Source organism: Haemophilus parainfluenzae, from assembly GCF_014931375.1.
Classification (GTDB): Bacteria; Pseudomonadota; Gammaproteobacteria; order Enterobacterales; family Pasteurellaceae; genus Haemophilus_D.
Genome location: NZ_CP063117.1, coordinates 1,846,895 through 1,872,147, shown reverse-complemented (window position 1 = coordinate 1,872,147; position 25,253 = coordinate 1,846,895). Strand labels below are relative to the sequence as shown.

Below are 25,253 nucleotides of genomic sequence, written 5' to 3'. Positions count from 1 at the left end.
ACAATTTTATTTCAACAAGAAGTGCGGTTAATTTTAACCGCACTTTTTCTTTATTTAGATTATCTGATTATTGGCTTAAGCCGCAAATTTCATTAAGTCTCTTCTTGGTTTCATTTGATGGATAGTATTCGTCACCGTGCCAACTAATGGAAGGTTTGTCCATTGTGTTGTTTTAATATTTTCCACTTTAGAATCTAATGCCATGAATACAAATTCATTACCGCTTACACCAGCAAATTCATAAATATGGAATTCGTCTTGTTTTTCTAATACGACAAGATCACCAATGAAAAGGCTATCATTTTTTTCAACCACTAACATATCGCCCATTTCAATTCCCCAAGCAAGCATATTCGGATTGGTAACACGAATAAAACAAGTTTGTTGTGGACGTTTGATGCAATAAAGGTTGAGATCTAATTTTTTATTAAATGTCGATTTGCTTTCAACATCATTGAAAAATGGCATAGGATGATAAGAAAACGTCATATCATTTTGTGCAACTGTATTTGCGTAGTTCATCATCTTGTGTTCCTTTTAGTTTGTGTGTTTTTAATTAGTGGTTGTTTATACAGTTGTAATATACTGGTATTAGATACAGTATGTCAATAGGGCATAGAAAAAATTTTTTTATAGGCGAAAATTTTAGAAAAAATTCATTCCTTACTGAAAAAGTTCAATTTTTTAACAAAATAATAAAGAAAAAATTTTCTTTTAAATAAAATTTGAGCTATCTTTATCTTGTTTCGGTGGATCGTAACGATCTGAAATTCAACTTAATCTTCATTTAAAACTATTATGAATACAACACGTTTATTTCATTTTTTATTCCAAGGTAATTTGGTAAAACGAATTGCCGTTGGTTTGGTACTCGGGATCCTTGTTGCCTTGGTGAATGAGAGTGTAAAAAATTCAGCAGGTATTGATCTTGCATCTAGCTTTGGAGTGCTCGGTCAAATCTTTGTTAAAGCATTGCGTGCTGTTGCACCAATTTTGATTTTCTTCCTTGTTATGGCTGCGCTCGCTAATAAGAAAGTGGGCTCTAAAAGTAACATGAAAGAAATTGTCGTGCTTTATCTTTTGGGTACGTTCTTAGCGGCTGTGGCTGCAGTAATTGCAAGTATGGCATTCCCATCAGATGTGGCTCTTGCAGTAAAAGAGGATGCGAGTTCAGCACCTCAATCTGTTGGTCAAGTCATGTTAACGTTAGTATTGAATGTGGTGGATAACCCATTAAATGCAATTTTCAAAGCAAACTTTATCGGTGTTTTAGCGTGGTCTATCGGTTTAGGTTTAGCCCTTCGTCATGCATCAGATGCAACTAAACAGGTTGTGGCTGATTTTGCAGAAGGCATTTCTAAAATTGTTCACGTGATTATTTCATTTGCACCTTTCGGTGTATTCGGTTTAGTGGCTGAAACATTATCTGACAAAGGCTTATCTGCGTTAGGTGGATATGTTCACTTATTATTCGTGTTAATCGGTACAATGCTATTTACTGCCTTTGTACTTAATCCTATTCTCGTTTATTGGAAAATTCGTCGTAATCCATATCCATTAGTGTGGACTTGTGTGCGCGAAAGTGGTGTAACGGCATTCTTTACACGTAGCTCTGCAGCAAACATTCCTGTAAACATTGAATTAGCAAAACGCTTAAATCTTGATGAAGAAACCTATTCTGTGGCAATTCCATTGGGTGCAAATATCAATATGGCGGGTGCGGCAATTACAATTACTGTATTAACGTTAGCAGCTGTTCATACATTAGGCATCGAAGTATCTTTCATCAGTGCAGTGTTATTAAGTATTGTTGCAGCGCTTTGTGCGTGCGGTGCTTCTGGTGTGGCTGGTGGTTCATTGTTATTAATTCCATTAGCTTGTAGCTTATTCGGTATTTCTGATGACATCGCGGCACAAATGATCGGTGTAGGTTTCGTGATTGGTATCTTACAAGATTCAACAGAAACCGCGCTAAACTCTTCAACTGACGTATTATTTACTGCGGCAGTATGTATGGAAGAAGAGCGTAAAAACGGTTAATTAAATTAATCTAATAAGGCGGGCAATTGCTCGCCTTTTGTTTTTAAAGGAAAGAGAATGGCACTTTTAATTCAGCAAGCAAAATTTAAGCTTTATCAAAAACAGACCTTAAACTTACCGCACTTTGCGATTGAGCCACAACAATATTGGGTTGTGGTAGGCAGTAATGGGAGTGGGAAATCGGCGTTTGCTTTAGCTTTGCAAAATGAGTTACCTTTACAGGAAGGGGAGTACCATAATTCCTTCAAACGTGTTCACTCCTTTTCTTTTGAAAAACAACGAGAAATTCTTGAAGCCACATTAAAGAATTTAAACAACGATGATACCGATCCAGATTTCTTTGGTAAAACGGCAAGAGAAACCATTTTAAATGGCAGTACGGAACTCACTTTTTGTGAACAAATTTCAGAAAAATTAGGGATTACTTATCTCTTAGATCGTTTCTTTATCAAACTTTCTACTGGGGAAACACGAAAAGTCTTATTGGCACAAACATTATTGCAAAAGCCCGATTTATTAATTTTAGATGAACCTTTTGAAGGGCTAGATCAGCAATCAGTAAAAGATTGGATGGTGATGTTGAGCGAACTAAAAAAAGAATGTGCTATCGTTCTAATCGTTAATCGTTTGGCAGATATTCCGGCTGAAGCGACTCATTTAGCTATGTTGGAAAATTTAGAGTTAGTATTAGAAGGTGTACGCCAATCCATTGAGCAACAAAGTATTTATCAACAATTAGTGTATGCGGAACAGTCTGTTGATGTTGCGTTGCCTGAGCCGGCCTCACCATTACTAAAACTGTCTGAAAACCAACCGTACTTTGAACTTAAAAATGTTACAGTTCAGTATGGCGATAAAGTGATTTTGGATCATTTAAATTGGGTTGTTCAACCAAATCAAAATTGGTGGATTAAAGGACCAAATGGAGCAGGGAAGTCAACCTTACTTTCGTTAATTACAGGTGATCATCCTCAAGCCTTTGCGAATCATGTGGTGATTTTTGGTAAACAACGTGGTTCAGGCGAAACCATTTGGGATATCAAACAAAAAATGGGTTACGTAAGCAGCCAACTGCATTTAGATTATCGTGTGAATTGTTCCGTGCTAGATGTGATCATTTCAGGTTTTTTTGACAGTATTGGGATTTATCAACAAGTGCCAGAGGCAATTCGTTTGAAAGCCATGCAATGGTTAGCTCGTTTAAATCTGACTCATTTAGCAAAAAAGCCATTTCGTTCACTTTCTTGGGGACAGCAACGTTTGCTTTTAATTACACGAGCGATGGTGAAGCATCCACCTGTTTTAATTTTAGATGAGCCTTTTCAAGGGCTTGATGGGTTAAATCGCAAGTTAGTAAAACATTTTATTGAGCAACTCGTTAATAATAGTGAAACACAGCTTTTATTTGTTTCTCATCAAGATTTAGATGCCCCGAATTGCATTACGCATCTTTTTGAATTTATAAGAGAAAACGGTAAATATATTTATGTACAAAGTGCGGTCTAATTTGATAGACTTTTCCTATATTTCTTCATCATTAAGGAGCAATCTATGGAAGGTTTATCTATTGCCGCAATCGTCTTTATTGTATTAGTTGTTGTGGTGCTATTTTCAGCACTCAAAACTGTACCGCAAGGTTATAACTGGACGATTGAGCGTTTTGGGCGTTATACCCACACCTTAATGCCTGGCTTAAACTTTGTCGTACCATTTGTGGATCGTGTTGGCCGTAAGATCAATATGATGGAACAGGTATTAGATATTCCATCACAAGAAGTCATTTCTAAGGATAACGCCAACGTATCTATTGATGCGGTCTGTTTTGTTCAGGTGATTGATGCCCGTAGTGCTGCTTATGAGGTGAATCATTTAGAACAGGCGATTATTAATTTAACCATGACTAACATTCGTACCGTATTAGGTTCGATGGAATTGGATGAAATGCTTTCCCAACGTGACTCCATTAACGGTCGTTTGTTGGCAATTGTGGATGAAGCGACCAATCCTTGGGGGATTAAAGTTACCCGTATTGAAATTCGTGATGTGCGTCCACCACGTGAATTGATTGATTCCATGAATGCGCAAATGAAGGCAGAACGTAATAAACGTGCGGAAGTCTTGGAAGCGGAAGGGATTCGTCAGGCGGAAATTCTACGTGCAGAAGGGGAAAAACAAGCCCGTATTCTGAAAGCGGAAGGGGAGCGTCAAGAAGCCTTCTTACAAGCAGAAGCGCGTGAACGTGCAGCAGAAGCGGAAGCGAAAGCAACCCAAATGGTGTCAGAAGCGATTGCTAGCGGTGATACCAAAGCGATCAATTATTTCATCGCACAAAAATATACAGAAGCCTTAAAACAAATTGGTGGTTCACCGAACAGCAAAGTGGTTATGATGCCACTTGAGGCAGGTAATTTAATTGGCTCAGTAGCGGGCATTGCCGAACTATTAAAAGGCGACAAAAAAGCGTAATTTCTTAAAGTGCGGTTAAAAATGACCGCACTTTTTCTCTCAAGGAGTTGATATGGCAGATTGGTTAACAACTTGGTCGGTTTGGCATTGGTTGGTATTAGGTTTTGTATTGTTAATTGCTGAAACCCTTGTACCCGGCGTATTTTTATTGTGGTGGGGCTTGGCTGCGATTGTGGCAGCAGGTGTAATGGCATTGGTGCCGAGTTTATCCTTAACCGCGTTAGCCGTTTTTTATGCAATTTTAGCGATTATTCTCTCGTTGCTTTGGTGGAAATACCAGCATAGTAAAGATAATCAGGACCAATCACGTACAACTTTAAACCAACGAGATCATACTTTGTTAGGTAAAAAAGGCACGGTATTAGAAATTGGTTCTAATGGGATTGGTCGTGGTGCTTTTGGCGATACCACATGGCGTATTCAAGGTGAGCATTTAGCGGTGAATGATCTAGTGGTGGTAGAACGCGTTGATGGCATTACACTGTTAGTTAAAAAGGTAACAGAATGAATCATTTAATTATTTTTGCACATCCCAATAGCCAAAAAAGTTTTGGTCGTGCCATCGTAGATCGCGTTGTAAAAGCAAGCCAACAGCTTGGTGTTGAAACTCATTTGCGCGATCTTTATACCATGGGATTTAATCCGATTATTTCCTTTGAAGAATTACAATCGGCCAATAAGGGGATTATCCCGGCGGAAATTCAGCTGGAACATGATTTTATTCGCCAAGCAGATTTGATTACGATGGTTTATCCTTTATGGTGGATGGGTTTTCCCGCAATATTGAAAGGCTATTTGGATCGTGTATTAAGCCATGGTTTTGCTTATAAAACAGAAAATGGTGAATCCAAAGGTCTGCTTCAAGATAAAGCGATGCAACAATTTATCACCATAGGGAGTAGCGTAGCAAAATATCAAGAATACGGCGTGGATAAGTCCCTCAATCATTGTTTGATCAATGGTTTGTTTAATTATTGCGGTATCGAGAATGTGGATTACACTTTGTTCGGTGATATTCATATTATCGATAATGCTGCTCGCCAAGCGATGCTTGATGAAGCTGCCGAAAAAACAACAGCAAAATTGACCGCACTTTTAGCTCAATCTTGAGCACAATCATAGGAAAGCAACAGATGTCAGAAACTCAAGTTAATAATTTCTCTTTAATTAGCCGTTTATTCGGCAATTTATTTTATCGCAGCCCTACGGATCCCATTTTGAGTGGGGTATTTGATTGGCTGCAACAACAAGGTTTAAGTCAAGTGTGGGCACTTTCTACGGATAAAGAAAGCGAAGCGGCCATTGATAATTTACAGATGAAAATTGATTTAACGTTGCTTGATCAAGAATATCAAAAATTGTTTGGTCCAAACGGTAACGTACCAACGGCTATTTCAAGTTATGATATAGATGTACAACGTTTTGTGGATTTCCGCAATACTCGTAATGTGCCTGAGGCAGAGCATGTGGATCATTTCGCTTTGTTATTGCTTACTGCTTCTTGGTTAGAAGACAACACGGAATCACTATCCGCTCAACAAGATTTATTCGGTGATTTCTTATTGCCTTGTGCAGCGAAATTCTTAACCCAAGTGGAAACTTATGCAACGCTTCCTTTCTATCGTTCATTAGCGTATTTAACCCGTGAAATCTTAGCTGCAATGGCTGATGAATTAGAAGAAGGCGAGTAGTTTTCATTAATAGAATAGATCCCTAAAAGAGATTTTTAGAGAGCAATAAAAAAGCCCCGCGAATCAAAACGCGGGGCTTTTATTTAATGGAAGATCAATTATTCTTCAGAAGTCACATCTTCAGTGCCTTCGTCTTCATCATCCACATCACAAACACGTTCAAGACTGACTACGTGCTCATCTTCTGCGGTACGAATTAAACGAACCCCTTGGGTGTTACGGCCAACGATGCTCACTTCACTTACACGAGTACGCACTAAGGTACCCGCATCAGTGATAAGCATAATTTGGTCGGTTTCTTCCACTTGTGTCGCCGCAACGACTTTACCGTTACGTTCGCTCACTTTAATCGAAATCACCCCTTTGGTATTACGGGATTTGGTTGGGTATTCGCTTAATTGTGTGCGTTTACCGTAACCGTTTTGCGTCGCCGTAAGGATTGCGCCGTCATTTTTCGGCACAACTAAGGAAACCACTTTATCGATGTTGAGATCGAGTGTTTCTTCTGCATTATCATCAGAAACCTCTTCAATTTCGACCGCACTTTCATCGTCAGCGATGTCGTTGGTTAGAGCAAGTTTAATACCGCGTACACCTGTTGCTAAACGACCCATTGCACGTACTGCGCTTTCAGCAAAACGCACCACGCGACCTTGTGAAGAGAACAACATGATTTCGTTAGAACCATCGGTAATATCCACACCAATTAATTCATCTTCATCACGTAAGTTCAAGGCGATGATACCGCTTGAACGTGGACGGCTGAATTCGGTTAGCGCAATTTTCTTCACAATACCACCAGCCGTTGCCATGATGACGAATTTATCTTCTTCATAAGCAGAGATTGGTAGGATTGCGGTGATACGCTCGTTTTCTTGCAACGGTAGAATATTCACAATCGGACGACCACGCGCACCACGGCTAGCTTGTGGTAATTGATAGACTTTCAACCAATATAAGCGACCACGGCTCGAGAAACAGAGAATCGTATCGTGAGTATTCGCCACTAAGAGTTTTTCGATGAAGTCTTCATCTTTCATCTTCGTTGCGGATTTACCTTTACCACCACGACGTTGTGCTTCGTAGTCGGTAAGCGGTTGATATTTCACATAACCTTCGTGAGAAAGGGTCACTACTACATCTTCTTGAGCGATTAAATCTTCTAAATCAATATCACCGGAAGCCGCAGTAATTTCAGTACGACGTTCATCGGCAAATTGTGCTCGTACTTGTTCAAGTTCTTCACGAATCACTTCCATCAAGCGCTCAGGGCTGTTGATGATGTGGAGAAGTTCTGCAATTTTAACCAATAACTCTTTGTATTCATTGATCACTTCTTCGGTAGCAAGACCGGTTAAGCGATGTAAGCGAAGTTCTAAGATTGCATCAACTTGTTCTGGAGAAAGGTAGTAATCCGAACCTTTAATACCAAATTCAGCCGCTAACTCAGCTGGACGTGCCGCTGCATCAAGCAAACCTAAAATTTCGTTATTCAGTTTCCAAGGACGAGAAATTAATTTTTCTGCCGCTTCTTTACGCTCTTTCGATTGACGGATGATATCGATGATTTCATCGATATTTGATGTCGCAACCGCTAAACCTTCTAAAATATGAGTACGCTCGCGGGCTTTACGCAATTCAAATAAAGAACGGCGAATCACCACTTCTCGACGGTGCATCACAAAGGCTTCAATGATTTGTTTTAAGTTGAATAAACGTGGTTGACCGTGATCTAAGGCCACCATGTTGATCCCGAAGGTCACCTGCATTTGGGTAAGCGCATAGAGATGATTTAATACCACTTCGCCTACGGCATCGCGTTTGATGTCGATTTCAATGCGGATCCCTTCTTTGTTAGAAAGATCGATAATATTGCTGATGCCTTCGATTTTTTTATCTTTGATAAGCTCAGCAATTTTTTCTACCAATTTGGCTTTGTTCACCTGATAAGGCAATTCGGTCACAATGATTTGCTCTTTGCCTTTATCTGTGGTTTCTACGCTTGCACGAGCGCGAACATACACTTTGCCGCGGCCAGTGCGATAAGCTTCTTCAATCCCTTTACGGCCATTAATTAATGCCGCTGTTGGAAAGTCTGGACCTGGAATATATTGCATTAACTCATCAATGGTGATGTTTTCGTTATCAATATAAGCCAAGCAGCCATCTAAAACTTCATTTAAGTTGTGTGGAGGAATATTCGTTGCCATCCCCACCGCAATACCGGAAGAACCGTTTGCTAAAAGTGCAGGAATACGGGTTGGTAATACATCCGGAATCATTAATTCGCCATCATAGTTTGGCGAGAAATTCACGGTTTCTTTATCCAAGTCAGTTAATAACGCTTGGGTGATTTTTTGCATACGTACTTCGGTATAACGCATTGCCGCTGGCGCATCACCGTCGATTGAACCGAAGTTACCTTGCCCATCTACCAACATGTAGCGCAATGAGAACGGCTGTGCCATACGCACAATGGTGTCATACACCGCAGAATCACCGTGCGGGTGATATTTACCGATTACATCACCTACCACACGGGCAGATTTTACGTATTTTTTGCCGGCAGTGATGCCAGATTGATCCATGGAGAAAAGCACACGTCGATGCACCGGTTTTAAACCGTCACGTACGTCGGGCAAAGCACGCCCAACAATCACCGACATGGCGTAGTCAAGGTAAGAAGATTTGAGTTCTTCTTCAATATTGACTGGGGTAATAGAGGAATGGATTGAATCCGTCATTTTTATTCCTTTTTTGATCAAAAAATTGTGACGGATTATAGCATAAATTTAAGCGTTTTTGTGTGAAAAGTGTGGTTGATTTTAAAGCAGTTTTTTAATGCGGAAATAAATAAGGCAGACATTAAGTCCGCCTTATGGTTGAGAGAAAATCGTCTATTTTCAATTTTCTCGTTTGGCTTTTTGTAATTTAGCATAAGCACCAAGTAAAGCTTGGTGTTCTTTAAAGTTTCTAAGCGTTTCATCACTGGCTGGCAAGTTATAGAATGGGTTGCCTTTTTCTACTACCGCAGCCCAAGCTTGTTGAACGGCTTCTTTGCCATACATTCTTTCAAATACAGTACGATATTGTTGTGGATCGCGAGTATTGTCTAAATGCAATTCAATGATGCTGATTAAGGCACGATAGTAATTCACACGCTCAGGCGTAAACACAGAGCTGTTCATATTTATCGTCCAGTTTGCCCAATCTAAGGCTAATTCTAATTCACCTAATGCTAAGTAAAGCATGGATTTAAGTTCACCAACACGTAATGTTGTCCAACCGCTTGCTTTTGGTGCAACGATACCGATAAATTCGCGAACGCGTGTAGCATCATCAATATCTTGCTCATCTAATTCTGCTAACAACTCTTCGTAAGTTTCAGCATCATGATGATGGTGTGGTAAATCTAATAAAATCTCGCGCCAGTCCATACCCATGTTGTTATTGGCATAAATGAGGTCATCAGCAGGATAGATATCAGACATGCCTGGAACAATAATACGGCAAGCGTAAATGTCTAAATGGTTATAATCCATGATATAGACTTCTTTTTCCTCGGCATTAAAGATTGCCATCAAGTTTTCATATTCTTCTTGCGTTGAACCTGAGAAATCCCAATCTACAAATTCATAATCTGGCGTATTTTTAAATAAATCCCAAGAAATTAAACCGCTAGAATCAATAAAGTGTGTTTCAAGGTTAGCATGCTCCGCCACATCATCATTATTGAATGATGGAGGAGAGAATACATCGAGATCTTTTAAGCTGCGACCTTGTAAAAGCTCCGTTACGGTACGCTCTAATGCCACTTGGAAGTTTGGATGTGCACCAAAAGAAGCAAAGCAAGTGCCGTTATTTGGGTTGAGTAATATCACGCAAATGACAGGATATTTGCCGCCTAGTGACGCATCAAAGGCATAAATAGGGAAGCCTTCTTCCTCTAATTTTGCAATGGAAGCTTGAATAGATGGATAGCGCTCCATCACAGATTTTGGAATTTCAGGAAGACTGATTGCTTCTGCAATAATGCGATTTTTTACGTAACGTTCAAAAACTTCTGAAAGCCCTTGCACTCGAGCTTCATTTTTTGTGTTACCGGCAGACATTCCGTTAGATACGTATAAATTCGCAATGATACTTTGTGGAATATAGACGGTTTCTTGATCGGATTGACGCACATAAGGCATCGCGACAATACCGCGATCGTAATTACCAGATTGCAGATCCACAAGCAATTCTGGGGTTAGTTCTTGATTTGGATCGAAATAATCCCATAAGTAATCATCTAAAATCCCTAGTGGTAAAAGGGCTTCATCTTCAATAGGAAACCATTTTTCAGTGGGATAATGGACGAAATCGCCATTGGCAATCTCTTGCCCTAAATAGAAATCAGCAAAGAAATAGTTGGTGGAAAGACGTTCGAAATATTCACCTAATGCAGACGCTAATGCGGCTTTTTTGCTCGCGCCTTTACCGTTAGAAAAACATTGTGGGCAATCTTTATCACGAATGTGTACAGACCATACATTTGGCACAGGATTAAGCCAAGAGGCTTCTTCGATATTGAAACCAAGTGCGGTCAATTTTTGTTGAAATTTTGAAATACTGTCTTCAAGTGCGGCATCTTTGCCGGGAATAAATGTTTGTCCGTTCATAATTGTTCCTGTTATAAAAAACTTTCGGATCATAGGGGAGTTTGAGATGCTAGGCAAGCATAAAATTTATGCACTTTAGCTCTTGTTTTCCTTGATTTTTAAGGGTAAATTAACTCGGCGCAGAAAGGCATTTTCTGTGTAGGTAAAATTATAAACAAATCAATCAATTGGGAGACATCATGGCTCAAGGATTTTATGAATTAAAAGTGGCTAAAGACGGACAATTTATGTTCAACTTAAAAGCAGCAAACGGACAAGTTATTTTAACTAGCGAACTTTATAAAACAAAAGCATCAGCTGAAAACGGCATTGCATCAGTGCAAAAAAATGGTGTGGATGCGAAAAACTTTGAATATCGCGTAGCGAAAAATGACAAACCTTACTTCATTTTAAAAGCGGCTAATCATCAAGAAATTGGCCGTAGCCAATATTATTCTTCTCAAGCTGCAGCAGAAAAAGGCGTTGAGTCTGTAATGAATAATGCATCTTCTGCAGTAATCAAAGAAGTGACAGAATAATTATTCTGTTCTGATTTCTTTAAATGCACTTGCCGGCTCTAAAAACGCCGGCATTTTTGATCGCGCTTTCTCCGGATTCAGTGTTAAGGGATAAGTTCGTTTTTGGGCAACGATCACAGTGAGCGGAGAGCAGAGCGAGCTCTTCTCTTGTTTTATGGATAGTCTTTCTTCTGCAATCACATCAAAGTTTAATAACGATAGCCAGTCAATGACTCGCCAAGTGGCATATTGTCGGAATTTAAAGTCACCCAATTTGGATTTGAAAAGTAATGGACTCATTGGACTAAATAATGTGATGAAAATCCAGCCGTCATCCTTTAAAACGCGATGTGCTTCACGCAATATTTGATGAGGATCTTGCGCAAAATTTAAGGTGTTTGCCAACAAGCAGGCATCCATTTCTTTTTCAATAAAAGGCAAGGCTAATGGCGATGCTTGGAGTAAGCTATCACTTTCATTTAAAAGTGCGGTAGGAAAATGTGCTGTTTTTTCAGCTAACACAATTTGATGACGTAAAGGCAATTCAAAGGCAATTTCGCCACTTAAGGCACCGACTTTCAGAATTTGATAGCCTAAAATTTTTGGTGTCCATTGGACAAAATAATGTGTTAATACGTTACAATAGGCTTCACCTTGTGGTAACGCTTGCCAACTTTCAGGTGAAAGAAGTGGTTTGTACCATTTGGCTTTCCAATTCAATGTTAATCCTATTTTCATAAGGTAATTTATGCTAGTTCCTATTCCTGCACTCAATGATAACTATATTTGGCTTTATAGACGAGAAAATTTCCCCGTAATTGTGATCGATATCCCAGAAATAACCCGTTTAATTCCGTATTTAGAATCGAATAAGCTAGACGTAGAAGCGGTGTTATTAACCCATAATCACGATGATCATGTGCAAGGTGTCGCGGAGTTTAAGCAATATTATCCTAATGTGCCTGTTTTCGGTCCAACAGAATGTGCAAATAAAGGGGCAACCAATATCGTGGATAGTGGTGTGATTAATACGGCACATTATCATATTGAAGTTTTGCCAAGCGGTGGTCATACGTCAGGGCATGTCAGCTATTTGGTGGATGGGCATCTATTTTGTGGCGATGCGTTATTTTCTGCGGGCTGTGGTCGCGTGTTCACGGGAAATTTTGCTCAAATGTTTGAAACCATGCAGCGTTTTAAGCAATTACCGAATGAAACCGTGGTTTGTCCGGCTCATGAATATACGCGGGGTAATTTAGCTTTTGCGGAAACCATATTGGTGGATAAAAGTGCGGTCAAAAATCAACGTGTTTTGGTGGAACGTTATCGAGCAGAGGGTAAACCGAGTTTGCCAACAACAATTGGATTAGAGAAACAAATTAACCCGTTTTTACAAGCAAAAAATTTAGACGAATTTACGCAATGGCGTTTAGCTAAAGATAAGTTTTAACTCGTTTTAGTTATTTGTTTGAGTTTTTTCTCTTGAAATTTGCTCAATTCTCAACAATTCATTAAAATAGGGAAACTTTTACTTTCTACTTAAGCCGCATGTTCATAAAAGTGCGGTTGTTTTTATTAGGTTTTTATGACCCTTCTTGTTCTAGGCATCAATCATAAAACGGCTTCTGTTGCTGTTCGTGAGAAAGTCGCTTTTTCTGAAGAAAAGCGGCAGCTTGCCTTACAACAAATTCACCAGCAAGATTTGGCAGAAAGTGCGGTTATTCTTTCTACTTGTAACCGTACCGAGATTTATCTTCACCATCGTCAAATTTCACCCCAAGAGAGTAAGCAATGGCAAACGAACTGTACAAATTGGTTTGCTAACATTCATCAGCTTTCTGTAGATGAATTAAATAAAAGTATTTACACACATCAAAATCAACAAGCAGCGAATCATTTAATGCGCGTGGCCTGTGGTTTGGATTCATTAATTTTGGGTGAGCCGCAAATTTTGGGACAGGTGAAACAAGCTTTCCAAATCACTGAAGATTATTATCAAGCGGCGAATATTCCGCTTTCAAGCACGCTTTCTCGTTTGTTCCAAAAAACCTTTGCTACGGCAAAACGTGTACGCACTGAAACCAATATTGGTGAAAGTGCTGTATCGGTAGCTTATGCGGCTTGTAGTTTAGCGCGTCAAATTTTTGAATCTTTACGTGAATTACAAATTTTGCTTGTTGGGGCAGGGGAAACCATTGAATTGGTGAGCCGTCATTTATTACGCCATGGTGTAAAAAAATTGATGATTGCTAACCGCACTTTATCTCGCGCTCAACAGTTGGTCGAGACTTTAGCCTCCAATACGCCGATTGAAGTGTATTCTCTCGATGAGTTGCAAACTCCACTAAATCAAGCCGATATTGTCATCAGCTCAACAGGCAGCCCGAATGTTTTAATCACCAAAGCGATGGCTGAAATTGCGGAAAAAGCACGCCAATTTAAACCGACTTTGATGGTGGATATTGCGGTGCCACGTGATATTGATGAAAACGTCTCAGAATTAGAAAGTGTGTATCATTACACCGTAGATGATTTGCAAGATATTATTCAACGCAATCTTTCTCAACGTGAGCAAGCATCAGAGCAAGCGCAAGACATCATTACACAAGAATGCACGGATTTCTTTGAGTGGTTGAAGGTTCATCAATTCTCCAATTTGATTCGTCATTATCGTGATGAAGCGGAGAATACTCGCCAAGAATTACTCGAAAAAGCCTTACACCAAATTCAACAAGGTGAGAATGCTGAAAAAATTCTGCAAGAATTGAGTTATAAATTAATGAATAAACTCATTCATGCACCAACCCAAACCATGCAAGCCATGATGAAATCTGGTAATGCGGAAGGTTTGCATGCCTTTTCCAATGCTTTGCATTTAACCCATCCTTTAAATGAAAAAAACGATTAGATTTTTGACCGCACTTTTAGGTAGCTCATCGCTATTGATGAGTGTGTCAGCCCTAGCTGAATATCGAACCTTTAATGATGGCAATATTACTTACGGGATTTTCCAAGCTAAACCTGAAGAAGTGCAGCTACATTGGAAAGATGCTGAAGGTAACGATTATCAAAGTTTAACGCGTCTCAAAAATGCCTTAGAAGATAGCTATAACGTCAAAATGGTCATGAATGCGGGCATTTATAGCATGAATAATGTGCCTGCAGGGTTATGGATTGAGCAAGGAAAAGAGCTCAATGCGTTAAATACAAAAGCAGGCAAAGGTAATTTCCATGTGCAGCCCAATGGGGTATTCGCTATTGCTGGAAATAAACCCTACATTTTAACAACCGCCGCGTATCAGAAAAGCAAACTCAAGCCAGACTTTGCATTGCAATCAGGCCCGATGTTAATTATTCATGGAAAAATGAATCCACAATTTCGAGCAAGCTTAGAAAGCTATCATAAGCGTAATGCAGTGTGTTTGACAAAACAAAATGAATTACTTTTCTTGATGACGATAAAAGGTGAACCTAACCTTTATACCTTAAGCCAAGGTTTGCTGAAAATAGGTTGTCATGACGCCTTATATCTTGATGGAACAATATCTAATTGGTACATTCCAGGGCAATTTAACACCTTGCATTGGAAGCGTTTTGTTGGAATGATCTCTGTTCTTGATGTGAACAAAAAATAGCAAAAGCGTTTTATTTATAATCAACTAAATCAAAAAATCCGTTTTTTGCAAAAAAATGATTGACGAGAATAGGTCAAATCAGGATAATACGCCCCGCAAAGCCGATAAGGTAAAGCAAATGATGGCTACATAGCTCAGTTGGTTAGAGCACAACACTCATAATGTTGGGGTCGCAAGTTCGAATCTCGCTGTAGCCACCAAATTTGCGGGACTGGCGAAATTGGTAGACGCACCAGATTTAGGTTCTGGCGCCGAGAGGTGTGTGGGTTCAAGTCCCTCGTCCCGCACCATTTATCAGCTTGCAGTCAAATAGTAGTTGGGGTATCGCCAAGCGGTAAGGCACCGGGTTTTGATCTCGGCATCCCTAGGTTCGAATCCTAGTACCCCAGCCATACTATCTAAATAAAATCTTCTTTATTTCCAATCAAAGAATTTCTGTTGGGGTATCGCCAAGCGGTAAGGCACCGGGTTTTGATCTCGGCATCCCTAGGTTCGAATCCTAGTACCCCAGCCATCTTATTTTCTCTATATTTCTTTTATATAAAAAATGCGATTAATTTAACCGCACTTTGTTTTATCTGTCTGTTGTTATTAGCTACAATTTTAATGTCTTTATATAAAAGAAAAGCCACCTTGCGGTGACCTTTCACATTGATTTATTTTAGTTCTACTAAAGTTAAATTACATTGGGCTGTTGATGCTGCAGGTAATGCTTCATAATCTTTTCCTGCCTGAGGCGTGAATGTGAGTTTTTTACCAGAACAGCTGTAACCTAGTTGTGTATATTTAATACCTTTTGCATAATCCGTATAAGTATTATCTGGGGTTACTATTTCACTTTTTAGGGTGATTTCAGCGCCCGCAGGGATAACAAACTCTTTAAAGAAAGTACTTGAACCAAAGTTATTGAATTGGCTTGGTTTTTTACTCGCTTCGGTATCTGGCATTCCTAGCGATTCATTACCTTTAAGGTAAAGCATTGAGCCGAAGGATTGCCCCCATCCACCTCCAACATTTACTTTTTCTGTTTTTCCATTCTGTTTTACTTCCATCTCGGTATATCGACCATTTTGTCCATATAGACGGATACGTGCGTCAGTTTGTGGGTTATAAGCTTTTCCTGCATTTGACAGCTCAGTGTTTACACAACCCGAGAGTAGTAACGCTGCTGTACTGATAAGCATCAATTTTTTCATAATTTTTCCTTTTGTTAAGGGTAGAAAATGGTAATTAATGTTCCCTTGTCTTAAAGAAGGTCACATCAGGATAACGTTCTTGTGCAAGATTTAAATTAACCATCGTTGGTGCAATGTAAGTAAGATTATCGCCACCATCTAATGCGAGATTTTGCTCATTTTTGCGTTTGAACTCTTCAAATTTTTTGTTATCCGCACATTCCACCCAACGAGCCGTCGCGACATTGACCGTTTCGTAAATGGCTTCAACGTTATATTCTGATTTCAAACGAGAAACGACCACATCAAACTGTAGCACACCGACCGCGCCAACAATCAAATCATTATTGCTTAATGGACGGAATACTTGCACAGCACCTTCTTCAGAAAGTTGTACTAAGCCTTTTAACAATTGCTTTTGTTTGAGAGGATCTTTCAAACGGATACGACGGAATAATTCAGGGGCAAAGTTTGGAATACCGGTAAATTTAAGCTCTTCACCTTGCGTAAAGGTATCACCAATTTGAATAGTGCCATGATTGTGCAAACCGATAATATCACCAGCATAAGCTTCATCGGCATGAGTGCGATCCCCCGCCATAAAGGTGAGTGCGTCAGAAATGACTACATCTTTACCGATACGCACGTGTTTAAGTTTCATGCCTTTTTCATATTTACCAGAAACTACGCGTAGGAAAGCTACGCGGTCTCGGTGTTTTGGATCCATATTGGCTTGGATTTTAAATACGAAACCAGTGAATTTTTCTTCTTCTGCTGAAACCTTGCGGGTATCTGCTTGACGAGCTTGTGGTGCAGGCGCCCATTCGGTTAAACCATCTAAGAAATGATCAACACCGAAGTTACCTAATGCAGTACCGAAAAAGACAGGTGTTAATTCACCACTTAGGAATAAATCCAAATCAAATTCATTACTTGCACCTTTTACAAGCTCTAATTCATCACGCAGTTGTTGGGCTAAGTCATCACCAACAGCAGCGTCTAATTCAGGGCTATTTAAGCCTTTCACAATACGTACTTCTTGGATTGTAGAGCCTTGCCCACTTTGGTAAAGATAGGTTTCATCTTTATATAAATGATAAACCCCTTTAAACAATTTACCGCAACCAATTGGCCAAGTAATCGGTGCACAATGGATTTTTAATACGCTTTCCACTTCATCTAACAATTCCATTGGGTCGCGAATATCACGGTCAAGTTTATTCATGAAAGTGATAATTGGCGTATCGCGTAAACGGGTCACTTCCATTAATTTAATGGTACGTTCCTCAACCCCTTTTGCCGAGTCAATAACCATTAAGCAGCTATCCACGGCTGTTAAAGTGCGGTAGGTATCTTCGGAGAAATCTTCGTGCCCTGGGGTATCCAATAAATTCACTAAGCATTCATTGTAAGGGAATTGCATCACGGAAGTCGTAATGGAAATACCACGTTGTTTTTCCATTTCCATCCAGTCAGATTTTGCATGCTGTGCAGAGCCTTTACCTTTTACTGAGCCTGCTTTTTGAATGGCATTGCCGTATAACAATACTTTTTCGGTGATGGTGGTTTTACCCGCGTCAGGGTGGGAAATAATCGCAAATGTGCGACGTTTATTCACTTCTTCTAATGGATAACTCATTGTCTTGTTTCTTCTGTTTTAAATAATGCTGTATTGTCGCTGATTTTCAGATTGAGCTCAAATTAAATTGTTTTTCTTTTATTATCTATTGATTATTTTTGGGTATAACTCTGTAATTTCTTTTCTTTAAAATTTTAATAAAAAAAAGCAAACGTTTGCGCAAAAAGTGCGGTACAATATCTACCGATTTTTTATTCTTATAATTAAAGGTGCAAGCAATGACACAACTTAGTCTAAAAAAAATCTATTCGGGAAAAGTGCGTGATCTTTATGAGATCGATGATAAACGAATGCTAATGGTAGCCAGTGATCGTTTGTCCGCATTTGATGTGATTTTAGATGATCCTATCCCACGTAAAGGTGAAATCCTGACTCAAATTTCCAATTTCTGGTTCAATAAGTTAGCCCATATTATGCCGAATCATTTTACGGGTGATTCAGTTTATGATGTGTTACCAAAAGAAGAAGCTGATTTAGTAAAAGATCGCGCAGTGGTTTGCAAACGTTTGAATCCAATTAAAATTGAGTCTATCGTGCGTGGTTATTTAACAGGTAGCGGGCTAAAAGATTATAAGCAAACAGGGACCATTTGTGGCTTGAAATTACCGGAAGGATTAGTTGAGGCAAGTAAATTACCTGAACCGATTTTTACGCCATCAAGTAAAGAAGAATTGGGTAATCACGATATCAATATCAGCTATGAACAATGTGAAAAAGCTATTGGCGCAGAGTTAGCGGCACAAGTGAGAGAAAAAGCGATTGCACTTTATACTGAGGCAGCAAAATATGCGCTGACTAAAGGTATTATTATTTGTGATACCAAATTTGAATTTGGTTTAGATGAAAATGGCACGCTCACTTTAATGGATGAGGTATTAACACCGGATTCTAGCCGTTTTTGGTCAGTTGATACTTATAAAGAAGGAACAAATCCACCGTCATTTGATAAGCAATTTGTACGAGATTGGTTAGAACAAAGTGGTTGGAATAAACAACCGCCAGCACCGAAAGTACCAAAAGAAGTGATTGAAAAAACAGTGGCTAAATATCAAGAGGCGTTGGATTTATTAACAAAATAACATTAACAAACTCCCTGCTATGCTTTAGAATAGCAGGGATTTTTATGGATAAAATATTGTGAATAAAAGAGTATGAAATCTGTTGCGATAGTTGGTTTAGGTTGGCTAGGCTTACCGCTGGCGCTGCACTTAAAAGAGCTTGGTTGGTGTGTAAAAGGCTCAAAACAATCCCCTGATGATGCTCAGAAATTGCATCAGCTAGGCATTGAAACTTATCCTTTTTCGCTTTCTGACGAAATGAAACGTTTACCAGACCATATTCGCCCTCTTTTTAATGTAGATGCTCTCATTATCACCCTACCACCTAGCCGTTTTTCTTCTCAACAGTATTGTGAATATCTTGCTTTTTTAGCCAATCAAGCCAAGAAACAAGGTGTACAACATGTACTTTTTACCAGTTCAACTTCTGTTTTTCCTGATATTTCGGGGCAATTTGATGAAAGTTCTCAACGTTCAGCTGAAACAGAAATGGGTAAAACACTGATACAAGCAGAACAGTGCTTGTTCCAATCAGGAATATTGCATTGCGATATTCTTCGACTTGCAGGATTAATTGGTAAACAACGCCATCCGGTTAAATTCTTAGCAGGAAAACACAATTTAAAACAGGGCTATTCGCCTGTTAATTTGGTGTATCTAGAGGATTGCATTCAAGCTATTACTGCCTTACTCATGAATTCAAATGGATTACGAACTTACCATCTTTGTGCTCCAATTCATCCTACTCGAGCAGAATATTACACAAAAGCAGCGGTATTTTATGATTTATCCATACCACAATTTGAATGTAGTGATTCGGATCCGAAACGAATCATTATGGCAGATAAAATTTGTCGAGATTTAGGCTTCGCTTATCGTTATCCAAATCCCGATGATATGTTAGAAAAGCGCAGTGATTTTTGACCGCACTTTTTAAAGACTCACTCACCATAACCACAATGAAGGAAATAAAATATGTCAAATACGATTCTGCAACATTTACCTAAAGGTCAAAAAGTTGGTATCGCTTTTTCAGGCGGGCTAGATACCAGTGCGGCATTACTTTGGATGCGTCAAAAAGGTGCAGTACCTTATGCTTATACAGCAAACTTAGGTCAACCAGATGAAGATGATTACAATGCAATTCCCAGAAAAGCAATGGAATATGGTGCGGAAAATGCTCGTTTAGTGGATTGTCGTGCGCAGTTAGCCCATGAAGGGATTGCGGCTATTCAATGTGGTGCATTCCATATTTCTACTGGTGGAGCAACCTATTTCAATACCACACCACTTGGTCGTGCGGTAACAGGTACGATGCTTGTTGCAGCAATGAAAGAAGATGATGTGAATATCTGGGGTGATGGTTCAACTTTCAAAGGTAACGATATTGAGCGTTTTTACCGTTATGGCTTATTAACCAATCCAAATTTAAAAATTTACAAACCGTGGTTAGATCAACAATTCATCGATGAGTTGGGTGGTCGTTTTGAAATGTCACAATTCTTAATCGCAAATGGTTTTGACTACAAAATGTCGGTAGAAAAAGCCTATTCAACTGACTCTAATATGTTAGGTGCAACTCATGAAGCGAAAGACTTAGAAGAATTAAGCACCGGTATTAAAATTGTGAAACCAATTATGGGCGTGGCATTTTGGGATGAAAATGTTCAAGTAAAACCAGAAGTGGTGACTGTTCGTTTTGAAGAAGGTGTGCCAGTTGCATTAAACGGTAAAACATTTGATAACGTGGTGGATCTTTTCTTAGAAGCAAATCGCATTGGTGGTCGCCATGGTTTAGGCATGTCAGACCAAATTGAAAACCGTATTATTGAAGCAAAATCACGTGGTATTTATGAAGCACCGGGAATGGCATTATTCCATATCGCTTATGAACGTTTAGTAACGGGTATTCATAATGAAGATACTATTGAACAATATCGTATCAACGGTTTACGTTTAGGCCGTTTGTTATACCAAGGTCGTTGGTTTGATCCACAAGCGTTAATGTTACGTGAAACAGCACAACGTTGGGTCGCTCGTGCGGTGACTGGTGAAGTGACATTAGAACTTCGTCGTGGTAATGATTATTCAATCTTAAATACTGAATCACCAAACTTAACTTATGCGGCAGAACGTTTAAGTATGGAAAAAGTGGAAAATGCACCATTTGATCCAATCGATCGTATTGGTCAATTAACTATGCGTAACTTAGACGTAGCAGATACACGCGGAAAATTAAGTATCTACTCTCAAGTAGGTCTATTAACTGCAGGGAAAGATTCCGTTTTACCACAATTAGGTAAAAAATAATTTTCTCTTTTAAATTGGAAAAAGTGCAGTCGATTTTGACCGCACTTTTGATTGAGATAATAAAAAACCTTAGGTTTTAGCCTAAGGTTTTCGTTTTTTAGCAAGAATTACTTTTTCTCATCACATTTGTTGATATCGCTACATTTACCGTAGAGGTATAAACTGTGTGCTTTTAATTTGATACCATGTTGCTCACTGATTTCTTTTTGACGCTGTTCGATAATGTTATCAGTAAACTCAAATACCTTACCGCAATCTTCACAGATAATGTGATCGTGGTGTTCTGTTGGTGCAAGTTCAAAAACAGACTTGTTACCTTCAAAATTATGACGAATTAAAATACGTGCTTCATCAAATTGATTAAGTACGCGATATACAGTTGCAAGACCAATGTCACTACCTTGTTCTAACAAGATTTTATACACTTCTTCAGCTGAGAAATGCTCGTTTTTATGTTCTTGCATTAACGCAAGGATAGTCAGCCGGGGTTCGGTGATTTTCAACCCTGCTTTTTTGAGTAATTTGATGTTTTCTTCAGACATAATGTTCCCTTAATTAATTTGCTAAATAGAGATGGTTAAGCCAATTCTGCTAAACACATTTCATCGTAGATTTGTTTCGTCCATTTCTCTACACGTTCTGCTGTGAGTTCTGGTTGACGATCTTCATCGATACACAAACCGATAAAGTTTCCGTCGTCTAATAATGCTTTTGATGCTTCAAAGGTGTAACCATCAGTTGACCAATTGCCCACGATAATCGCACCACGTGGTTCAACGATATCACGTACTGTACCGATCGCATCACAGAAGTAATCTGCGTAGTCTTCCTGATCGCCACAGCCAAAAATACCGACTAACTTGTCAGTAAAATCAATTTCTTCTAAGGTAGGAAAAAAATCATCCCAGTCAGCTTGTGCTTCACCGTAATACCAAGTCGGAATACCAAAAAGTAAAAAATCATAACTTTCGATATCTTCTTTCGTGCTTTTTGCAATGTCACGAATATCGACTAATTCATTGCCTAATTGTTTTTGAATCATTTTTGCAATGTTTTCTGTATTACCCGTGTCACTACCGTAAAATAAACCGACAACTGCCATTGTTCTTTCCTTTTGAAATAAAATTAGGTGAATAGAAAAAATTAGGGGCAAAGCCCTACAATTTGTGCGAACTATACCACAAATGAATTCTCATTTGAATAGAATAATTCTCATTTAAAGCGATTAATTCTTATTTAGAAACCTATCAATTGCACGTATCACAAAATCAGGTTTTTCTGCATGAACCCAGTGCCCACAACCATTGATAGTGAACGAGGTTGCATTCGGGAATTGTTTTAGAATAATTTCTGTATATTCAGGTTTAATATAAGATGAAAGCCCACCTTTAATAAAGAGAGTAGGCGTATTAGCGTAAACTTCCTGCCAATCCATCAGTTCCGCATAATGCTCAAAAAGTGCGGTCAAATTGAAACGAAAATATTCGCTTGAAGTCGGCTCAAAAGATTTCAACATAAACTGCACCACGCTAGGCTCGGCAATTTCACTTTCTAAAATAGGCTTAGCTTGTTGACGAGTTTGTGGCTGCGCTTTTTTCACGGCAAACAAACCACGAAACACATCATCATGTCCCGCACTGCTATTAGCCACAGGTGCAATATCAATGACAACTAATTTTTCCACACGCTGCGGCTGAAGTGCGGTCATTTTCATTGCTGTTTTTCCGCCCATTGAATGACCAATTAAGATCACTTTATCTAATTGAAGGTGATCGATAAGTTGCCATACATCATCAGCCATGGCATCGTAATTCATTGTTTCTGAATGAAAACTATGTCCATGATTGCGTAAATCTACGCGTAAAATATTATAGTTATCGCTAAATGCACGGGCGATTACACCAAGATTATTCATATCTCCAAACAAGCCATGAATGAAAACTAAGGTAGGTGAATTAATTGATTGTTTTACTTGGTGAAATTGATGGTTTAATAATTGGGAAGATGACATATATTTTGCGTGAGAATTTGGTTAGAAATCGTTATAATGGACGAAAATTTTAGCAAACGGAGAGAAAAAAATGAAGATAATTGAAGTCGATGAAGAATTATATCAATACATTGCGGCACAAACTCAATCTATTGGAGAAAGTGCGTCTGATATTCTTCGCCGTTTGTTGAATTTACCCACTCATGCAGCAAGCTCGGTTGATTTCTTTGAATCAGTCACATCAGCTGAAACGCCAAAAAGTGCGGTGCATTCTGAGCCTGTTTTAACGGAAAAAACAACCGAAGTATCTCAACCAAAAGTTGAACCTATTGAACCGCCAAAAGCAGTGAAAAAACAATCGGATGAAGCAATCAATCATATTGTTGATAAAGTGCGTGCACTCTTGAATTCTGCTGAGTTCAAAGAAGAGCCAAAAGCAGTGGTGCGTTTTTTAAGTATATTACGGACGCTTTATCGTACCAATCCAGAAAGTTTCGCACAGGCAACAGAAAGCCTACAAGGTCGTACTCGTGTTTATTTTGCTCGTGACGAAGGGACTTTGCTTGTGGCGGGTAATCACACGAAACCGAAACAAATTCCTGACACGCCATATTGGGTGATTACCAATACCAATAGTGGTCGTAAGATGCTGATGCTAGAAGGGGCGATGCAATCTATGCATTTGCCGGAATATTTAATTGACGAAGTTCGCCCTTATTTCGTTAGCAACTAATTCGATGCAAAAATTCCCTTGGCAAGCATTTGCCCAAAATTCAGCGTATGCAAATCAGGTCGCGTTGCGAAATTCGCAGGGCGATCCTTTTACTTGGGTCGAACTTGCTGAGAAAATTAATCAAGTGGAAGCCTTTCTTTTACAACAAGGCGTGACGACGCAAAGTGTGGTCGCTTTTTGCGGCAAAAATTCAGAACAGATCTTATTTCTTTATTTAGCCGTTATTCAGCTAGGCGCAAAAATTTTAGGTATCAACCCTGCATTTCCTCAAGAAAAAAGAGAAGAATTGTGCCAAGTGTATGGGGTAGATTTTTGTTATCAAACCGAAGATATTCATTATTTAGCTGTTAAAGCATTACCCGAACATAAAGCGAATTTTACAAAAGCAGCCACGATGACGCTCACATCGGGTTCGACTGGTTTGCCTAAGGCTGTTGTGCATAATGTTTCTGCTCATTTAACTAATGCGGAAGGCGTTTGTGCCTTAATGAATTTTGGCAAAGAGCAGTCATGGCTACTTTCTTTGCCGCTTTATCATGTTTCCGGACAAGGTATTGTGTGGCGCTGGCTTTACGCAGGTGCAACCTTAGTTTTACCGAAAGAAGATTTTTATCAATCTATTGGTGAGGTTTCCCATGTTTCTCTCGTGCCAACGCAATTACAACGTTGGTTTGATTATTTGGTAGAGCATCCTCAATCTATTCATACGCAAGCAGTATTATTGGGGGGAACGCAAATCCCTGTTAAATTAACTCAAGCGTTAAATGAATTAGGGATTCGAAGTTATTCAGGTTATGGTATGACTGAAATGGCTTCTACTGCATTCGCTAAGCAATCGGATGGAAAAATTGGTGTAGGGCAACCTTTGCTTGGTCGAGAGTTTAAGTTAATGAATGAAGAAGTTTGGTTAAAAGGTGCAGGGCTTGCCATGGGATATTGGCGCGATGGATGTATAGAACCACTCACGAATCACGAAGGCTGGTTCCAAACCAAAGATAAAGGTCAATGGCTCGATAATGAATTAGTCATCCAAGGCCGATTAGATAATATGTTTATTTCCGGAGGTGAAAATATTCAGCCGGAAGAAATTGAAAAAGTGATTGCACAATCAGATTTGGTGAAACAAGTTTTTGTTTTACCTAAACATGATGAGGAATTTGGCCATCGTCCTGTCGCGATTGTTGAATTTCATACCTTATTTAATGAAAGTGTGGTTGAATCTCTCAACGTTTTTTTACAGGGGCGATTGGAACGATTTAAGCAACCTATTGCCTACTATGAACTCCCGACGAATTTAATCCAAGGGGCAATAAAGATTTCTCGCAAAGCACTGGCCGATTGGCTGTCGCAACAATAGG

Annotated in this window: 24 protein-coding genes and 4 tRNA genes; 19 read left to right on the top strand and 9 right to left on the bottom strand. The window is 39.2% G+C overall.

The genetic code is table 11. The features are described from left to right. Positions 1 to 75 precede the first annotated feature (75 nt). Positions 76 to 525, bottom strand: a complete 450-nt coding sequence (locus INP95_RS09025; protein WP_075875252.1) for a LexA family protein — start codon at positions 523 to 525, stop codon at positions 76 to 78. A gap of 273 nt (positions 526 to 798) precedes the next feature. Here INP95_RS09025 and sstT point away from each other — a divergent pair, with 273 nt between their 5' ends. Genes sstT through INP95_RS08995 form a run of 6 tightly spaced genes read left to right on the top strand, consistent with a single transcriptional unit; the run spans position 799 to position 6,197 of the window. After that, positions 799 to 2,040: a serine/threonine transporter SstT gene (sstT, locus tag INP95_RS09020; RefSeq protein ID WP_197560588.1), complete on the top strand. Its 1,242-nt coding sequence runs from the start codon at positions 799 to 801 to the stop codon at positions 2,038 to 2,040. Between the two features lie 57 nt (positions 2,041 to 2,097). Beyond that, positions 2,098 to 3,546, top strand: coding sequence for a molybdate ABC transporter ATP-binding protein ModF (gene modF, locus INP95_RS09015; RefSeq protein WP_197560587.1), 1,449 nt, complete (start codon positions 2,098 to 2,100; stop codon positions 3,544 to 3,546). A gap of 45 nt (positions 3,547 to 3,591) precedes the next feature. After that, positions 3,592 to 4,506 carry an SPFH domain-containing protein gene (locus tag INP95_RS09010; RefSeq protein ID WP_049366068.1) on the top strand — a complete coding sequence of 305 codons (915 nt, stop codon included), beginning with the start codon at positions 3,592 to 3,594 and terminating at the stop codon, positions 4,504 to 4,506. Between the two features lie 52 nt (positions 4,507 to 4,558). Beyond that, positions 4,559 to 5,014 carry an NfeD family protein gene (locus INP95_RS09005; protein WP_197560586.1) on the top strand — a complete coding sequence of 152 codons (456 nt, stop codon included), beginning with the start codon at positions 4,559 to 4,561 and terminating at the stop codon, positions 5,012 to 5,014. Beyond that, on the top strand, positions 5,011 to 5,616 hold the full coding sequence (locus INP95_RS09000) for an NAD(P)H-dependent oxidoreductase (RefSeq protein WP_197560585.1): 606 nt from the start codon (positions 5,011 to 5,013) through the stop codon (positions 5,614 to 5,616). Before INP95_RS09005 ends, INP95_RS09000 begins: the two co-directional genes overlap by 4 nt. A gap of 23 nt (positions 5,617 to 5,639) precedes the next feature. Beyond that, positions 5,640 to 6,197, top strand: a complete 558-nt coding sequence (locus INP95_RS08995; RefSeq protein ID WP_197560584.1) for a TorD/DmsD family molecular chaperone — start codon at positions 5,640 to 5,642, stop codon at positions 6,195 to 6,197. Between the two features lie 98 nt (positions 6,198 to 6,295). Here the strand turns inward: INP95_RS08995 and gyrA are convergent, their stop codons facing one another. Then, on the bottom strand, positions 6,296 to 8,941 hold the full coding sequence (gene gyrA, locus INP95_RS08990) for a DNA topoisomerase (ATP-hydrolyzing) subunit A (RefSeq protein ID WP_014065640.1): 2,646 nt from the start codon (positions 8,939 to 8,941) through the stop codon (positions 6,296 to 6,298). A 159-nt stretch (positions 8,942 to 9,100) separates the two neighbouring features. Continuing rightward, positions 9,101 to 10,858, bottom strand: coding sequence for a 30S ribosomal protein S12 methylthiotransferase accessory factor YcaO (gene ycaO / locus INP95_RS08985; protein WP_197560583.1), 1,758 nt, complete (start codon positions 10,856 to 10,858; stop codon positions 9,101 to 9,103). A 179-nt stretch (positions 10,859 to 11,037) separates the two neighbouring features. Here ycaO and INP95_RS08980 point away from each other — a divergent pair, with 179 nt between their 5' ends. Then, complete coding sequence (locus INP95_RS08980) at positions 11,038 to 11,376, top strand: YegP family protein (protein ID WP_049381360.1); 339 nt, start codon at positions 11,038 to 11,040, stop codon at positions 11,374 to 11,376. On the opposite strand, the gene INP95_RS08975 is transcribed toward INP95_RS08980, so the two are convergent. Further along, positions 11,377 to 12,093: a class I SAM-dependent methyltransferase gene (locus INP95_RS08975; protein ID WP_197560582.1), complete on the bottom strand. Its 717-nt coding sequence runs from the start codon at positions 12,091 to 12,093 to the stop codon at positions 11,377 to 11,379. A 10-nt stretch (positions 12,094 to 12,103) separates the two neighbouring features. Here INP95_RS08975 and gloB point away from each other — a divergent pair, with 10 nt between their 5' ends. The 7 genes from gloB to INP95_RS08940 all read left to right on the top strand — a co-directional run bounded on the left by gloB (position 12,104) and on the right by INP95_RS08940 (position 15,504). Further along, positions 12,104 to 12,805, top strand: coding sequence for a hydroxyacylglutathione hydrolase (gene gloB, locus INP95_RS08970; protein ID WP_197560581.1), 702 nt, complete (start codon positions 12,104 to 12,106; stop codon positions 12,803 to 12,805). Between the two features lie 135 nt (positions 12,806 to 12,940). Further along, entirely contained in the window at positions 12,941 to 14,263 is a 1,323-nt protein-coding gene (hemA, locus tag INP95_RS08965) for a glutamyl-tRNA reductase (RefSeq protein WP_197560580.1), read from the top strand. After that, positions 14,247 to 14,990, top strand: coding sequence for a phosphodiester glycosidase family protein (locus INP95_RS08960; protein ID WP_197560579.1), 744 nt, complete (start codon positions 14,247 to 14,249; stop codon positions 14,988 to 14,990). Before hemA ends, INP95_RS08960 begins: the two co-directional genes overlap by 17 nt. Before the next feature lie 123 nt (positions 14,991 to 15,113). Then, positions 15,114 to 15,190, top strand: a tRNA-Met gene (locus INP95_RS08955). A gap of 5 nt (positions 15,191 to 15,195) precedes the next feature. After that, a tRNA-Leu gene (locus INP95_RS08950) sits at positions 15,196 to 15,280 on the top strand. A gap of 27 nt (positions 15,281 to 15,307) precedes the next feature. After that, positions 15,308 to 15,382 (top strand) — tRNA-Gln (locus tag INP95_RS08945). A 47-nt stretch (positions 15,383 to 15,429) separates the two neighbouring features. Further along, positions 15,430 to 15,504 (top strand) — tRNA-Gln (locus INP95_RS08940). Between the two features lie 142 nt (positions 15,505 to 15,646). Here INP95_RS08940 and INP95_RS08935 read toward each other — a convergent pair. Both INP95_RS08935 and prfC read right to left on the bottom strand, forming a co-directional pair. Continuing rightward, the gene (locus INP95_RS08935) at positions 15,647 to 16,186 is read right to left on the bottom strand and encodes a hypothetical protein (RefSeq protein WP_197560578.1); all 540 of its coding nucleotides are present in this window, start codon (positions 16,184 to 16,186) and stop codon (positions 15,647 to 15,649) included. 34 nt (positions 16,187 to 16,220) lie between these two features. After that, positions 16,221 to 17,804: a peptide chain release factor 3 gene (gene prfC / locus INP95_RS08930; RefSeq protein WP_070775555.1), complete on the bottom strand. Its 1,584-nt coding sequence runs from the start codon at positions 17,802 to 17,804 to the stop codon at positions 16,221 to 16,223. Between the two features lie 218 nt (positions 17,805 to 18,022). Between prfC and INP95_RS08925 the strand changes: the two genes are divergently transcribed. The 3 genes from INP95_RS08925 (at position 18,023) to argG (ending at position 21,172) form a co-directional block, all read left to right on the top strand. Further along, positions 18,023 to 18,883: a phosphoribosylaminoimidazolesuccinocarboxamide synthase gene (locus INP95_RS08925; protein WP_070775554.1), complete on the top strand. Its 861-nt coding sequence runs from the start codon at positions 18,023 to 18,025 to the stop codon at positions 18,881 to 18,883. A gap of 72 nt (positions 18,884 to 18,955) precedes the next feature. Continuing rightward, on the top strand, positions 18,956 to 19,786 hold the full coding sequence (locus INP95_RS08920) for a Rossmann-fold NAD(P)-binding domain-containing protein (RefSeq protein ID WP_197560577.1): 831 nt from the start codon (positions 18,956 to 18,958) through the stop codon (positions 19,784 to 19,786). A gap of 51 nt (positions 19,787 to 19,837) precedes the next feature. Then, positions 19,838 to 21,172 (top strand): argininosuccinate synthase, encoded by a 1,335-nt coding sequence (argG, locus tag INP95_RS08915; protein ID WP_197560576.1) that lies wholly within the window; start codon positions 19,838 to 19,840, stop codon positions 21,170 to 21,172. Between the two features lie 107 nt (positions 21,173 to 21,279). Here the strand turns inward: argG and fur are convergent, their stop codons facing one another. The 3 genes from fur to INP95_RS08900 all read right to left on the bottom strand — a co-directional run bounded on the left by fur (position 21,280) and on the right by INP95_RS08900 (position 23,183). Next, on the bottom strand, positions 21,280 to 21,714 hold the full coding sequence (gene fur / locus INP95_RS08910; protein ID WP_197560575.1) for a ferric iron uptake transcriptional regulator: 435 nt from the start codon (positions 21,712 to 21,714) through the stop codon (positions 21,280 to 21,282). 35 nt (positions 21,715 to 21,749) lie between these two features. After that, a complete protein-coding gene (gene fldA, locus INP95_RS08905; protein ID WP_049357621.1) occupies positions 21,750 to 22,274 on the bottom strand; it encodes a flavodoxin FldA in 525 nt (174 codons plus the stop codon). A 123-nt stretch (positions 22,275 to 22,397) separates the two neighbouring features. Beyond that, a complete protein-coding gene (locus tag INP95_RS08900; protein ID WP_197560574.1) occupies positions 22,398 to 23,183 on the bottom strand; it encodes an alpha/beta fold hydrolase in 786 nt (261 codons plus the stop codon). 70 nt (positions 23,184 to 23,253) lie between these two features. Between INP95_RS08900 and seqA the strand changes: the two genes are divergently transcribed. Together seqA and menE are read left to right on the top strand one after the other, a co-directional pair. Beyond that, positions 23,254 to 23,895 (top strand): replication initiation negative regulator SeqA, encoded by a 642-nt coding sequence (gene seqA / locus INP95_RS08895; RefSeq protein ID WP_070592367.1) that lies wholly within the window; start codon positions 23,254 to 23,256, stop codon positions 23,893 to 23,895. 4 nt (positions 23,896 to 23,899) lie between these two features. Further along, complete coding sequence (gene menE, locus INP95_RS08890; protein WP_197560573.1) at positions 23,900 to 25,252, top strand: o-succinylbenzoate--CoA ligase; 1,353 nt, start codon at positions 23,900 to 23,902, stop codon at positions 25,250 to 25,252. The last annotated feature ends 1 nt before the right edge of the window (position 25,253 follow it).

Excerpts from the sequence above, each read along its gene's own strand:
- INP95_RS09025 (WP_075875252.1), bottom strand. The coding sequence starts at position 525 with ATGATGAACTACGCAAATACAGTTGCACAAAATGATATGACGTTTTCT.
- sstT (WP_197560588.1), top strand. The coding sequence starts at position 799 with ATGAATACAACACGTTTATTTCATTTTTTATTCCAAGGTAATTTGGTA.
- modF (WP_197560587.1), top strand. The coding sequence starts at position 2,098 with ATGGCACTTTTAATTCAGCAAGCAAAATTTAAGCTTTATCAAAAACAG.
- INP95_RS09010 (WP_049366068.1), top strand. The coding sequence starts at position 3,592 with ATGGAAGGTTTATCTATTGCCGCAATCGTCTTTATTGTATTAGTTGTT.
- INP95_RS09005 (WP_197560586.1), top strand. The coding sequence starts at position 4,559 with ATGGCAGATTGGTTAACAACTTGGTCGGTTTGGCATTGGTTGGTATTA.
- INP95_RS09000 (WP_197560585.1), top strand. The coding sequence starts at position 5,011 with ATGAATCATTTAATTATTTTTGCACATCCCAATAGCCAAAAAAGTTTT.
- INP95_RS08995 (WP_197560584.1), top strand. The coding sequence starts at position 5,640 with ATGTCAGAAACTCAAGTTAATAATTTCTCTTTAATTAGCCGTTTATTC.
- gyrA (WP_014065640.1), bottom strand. The coding sequence starts at position 8,941 with ATGACGGATTCAATCCATTCCTCTATTACCCCAGTCAATATTGAAGAA.
- ycaO (WP_197560583.1), bottom strand. The coding sequence starts at position 10,858 with ATGAACGGACAAACATTTATTCCCGGCAAAGATGCCGCACTTGAAGAC.
- INP95_RS08980 (WP_049381360.1), top strand. The coding sequence starts at position 11,038 with ATGGCTCAAGGATTTTATGAATTAAAAGTGGCTAAAGACGGACAATTT.
- INP95_RS08975 (WP_197560582.1), bottom strand. The coding sequence starts at position 12,093 with ATGAAAATAGGATTAACATTGAATTGGAAAGCCAAATGGTACAAACCA.
- gloB (WP_197560581.1), top strand. The coding sequence starts at position 12,104 with ATGCTAGTTCCTATTCCTGCACTCAATGATAACTATATTTGGCTTTAT.
- hemA (WP_197560580.1), top strand. The coding sequence starts at position 12,941 with ATGACCCTTCTTGTTCTAGGCATCAATCATAAAACGGCTTCTGTTGCT.
- INP95_RS08960 (WP_197560579.1), top strand. The coding sequence starts at position 14,247 with ATGAAAAAAACGATTAGATTTTTGACCGCACTTTTAGGTAGCTCATCG.
- INP95_RS08935 (WP_197560578.1), bottom strand. The coding sequence starts at position 16,186 with ATGAAAAAATTGATGCTTATCAGTACAGCAGCGTTACTACTCTCGGGT.
- prfC (WP_070775555.1), bottom strand. The coding sequence starts at position 17,804 with ATGAGTTATCCATTAGAAGAAGTGAATAAACGTCGCACATTTGCGATT.
- INP95_RS08925 (WP_070775554.1), top strand. The coding sequence starts at position 18,023 with ATGACACAACTTAGTCTAAAAAAAATCTATTCGGGAAAAGTGCGTGAT.
- INP95_RS08920 (WP_197560577.1), top strand. The coding sequence starts at position 18,956 with ATGAAATCTGTTGCGATAGTTGGTTTAGGTTGGCTAGGCTTACCGCTG.
- argG (WP_197560576.1), top strand. The coding sequence starts at position 19,838 with ATGTCAAATACGATTCTGCAACATTTACCTAAAGGTCAAAAAGTTGGT.
- fur (WP_197560575.1), bottom strand. The coding sequence starts at position 21,714 with ATGTCTGAAGAAAACATCAAATTACTCAAAAAAGCAGGGTTGAAAATC.
- fldA (WP_049357621.1), bottom strand. The coding sequence starts at position 22,274 with ATGGCAGTTGTCGGTTTATTTTACGGTAGTGACACGGGTAATACAGAA.
- INP95_RS08900 (WP_197560574.1), bottom strand. The coding sequence starts at position 23,183 with ATGTCATCTTCCCAATTATTAAACCATCAATTTCACCAAGTAAAACAA.
- seqA (WP_070592367.1), top strand. The coding sequence starts at position 23,254 with ATGAAGATAATTGAAGTCGATGAAGAATTATATCAATACATTGCGGCA.
- menE (WP_197560573.1), top strand. The coding sequence starts at position 23,900 with ATGCAAAAATTCCCTTGGCAAGCATTTGCCCAAAATTCAGCGTATGCA.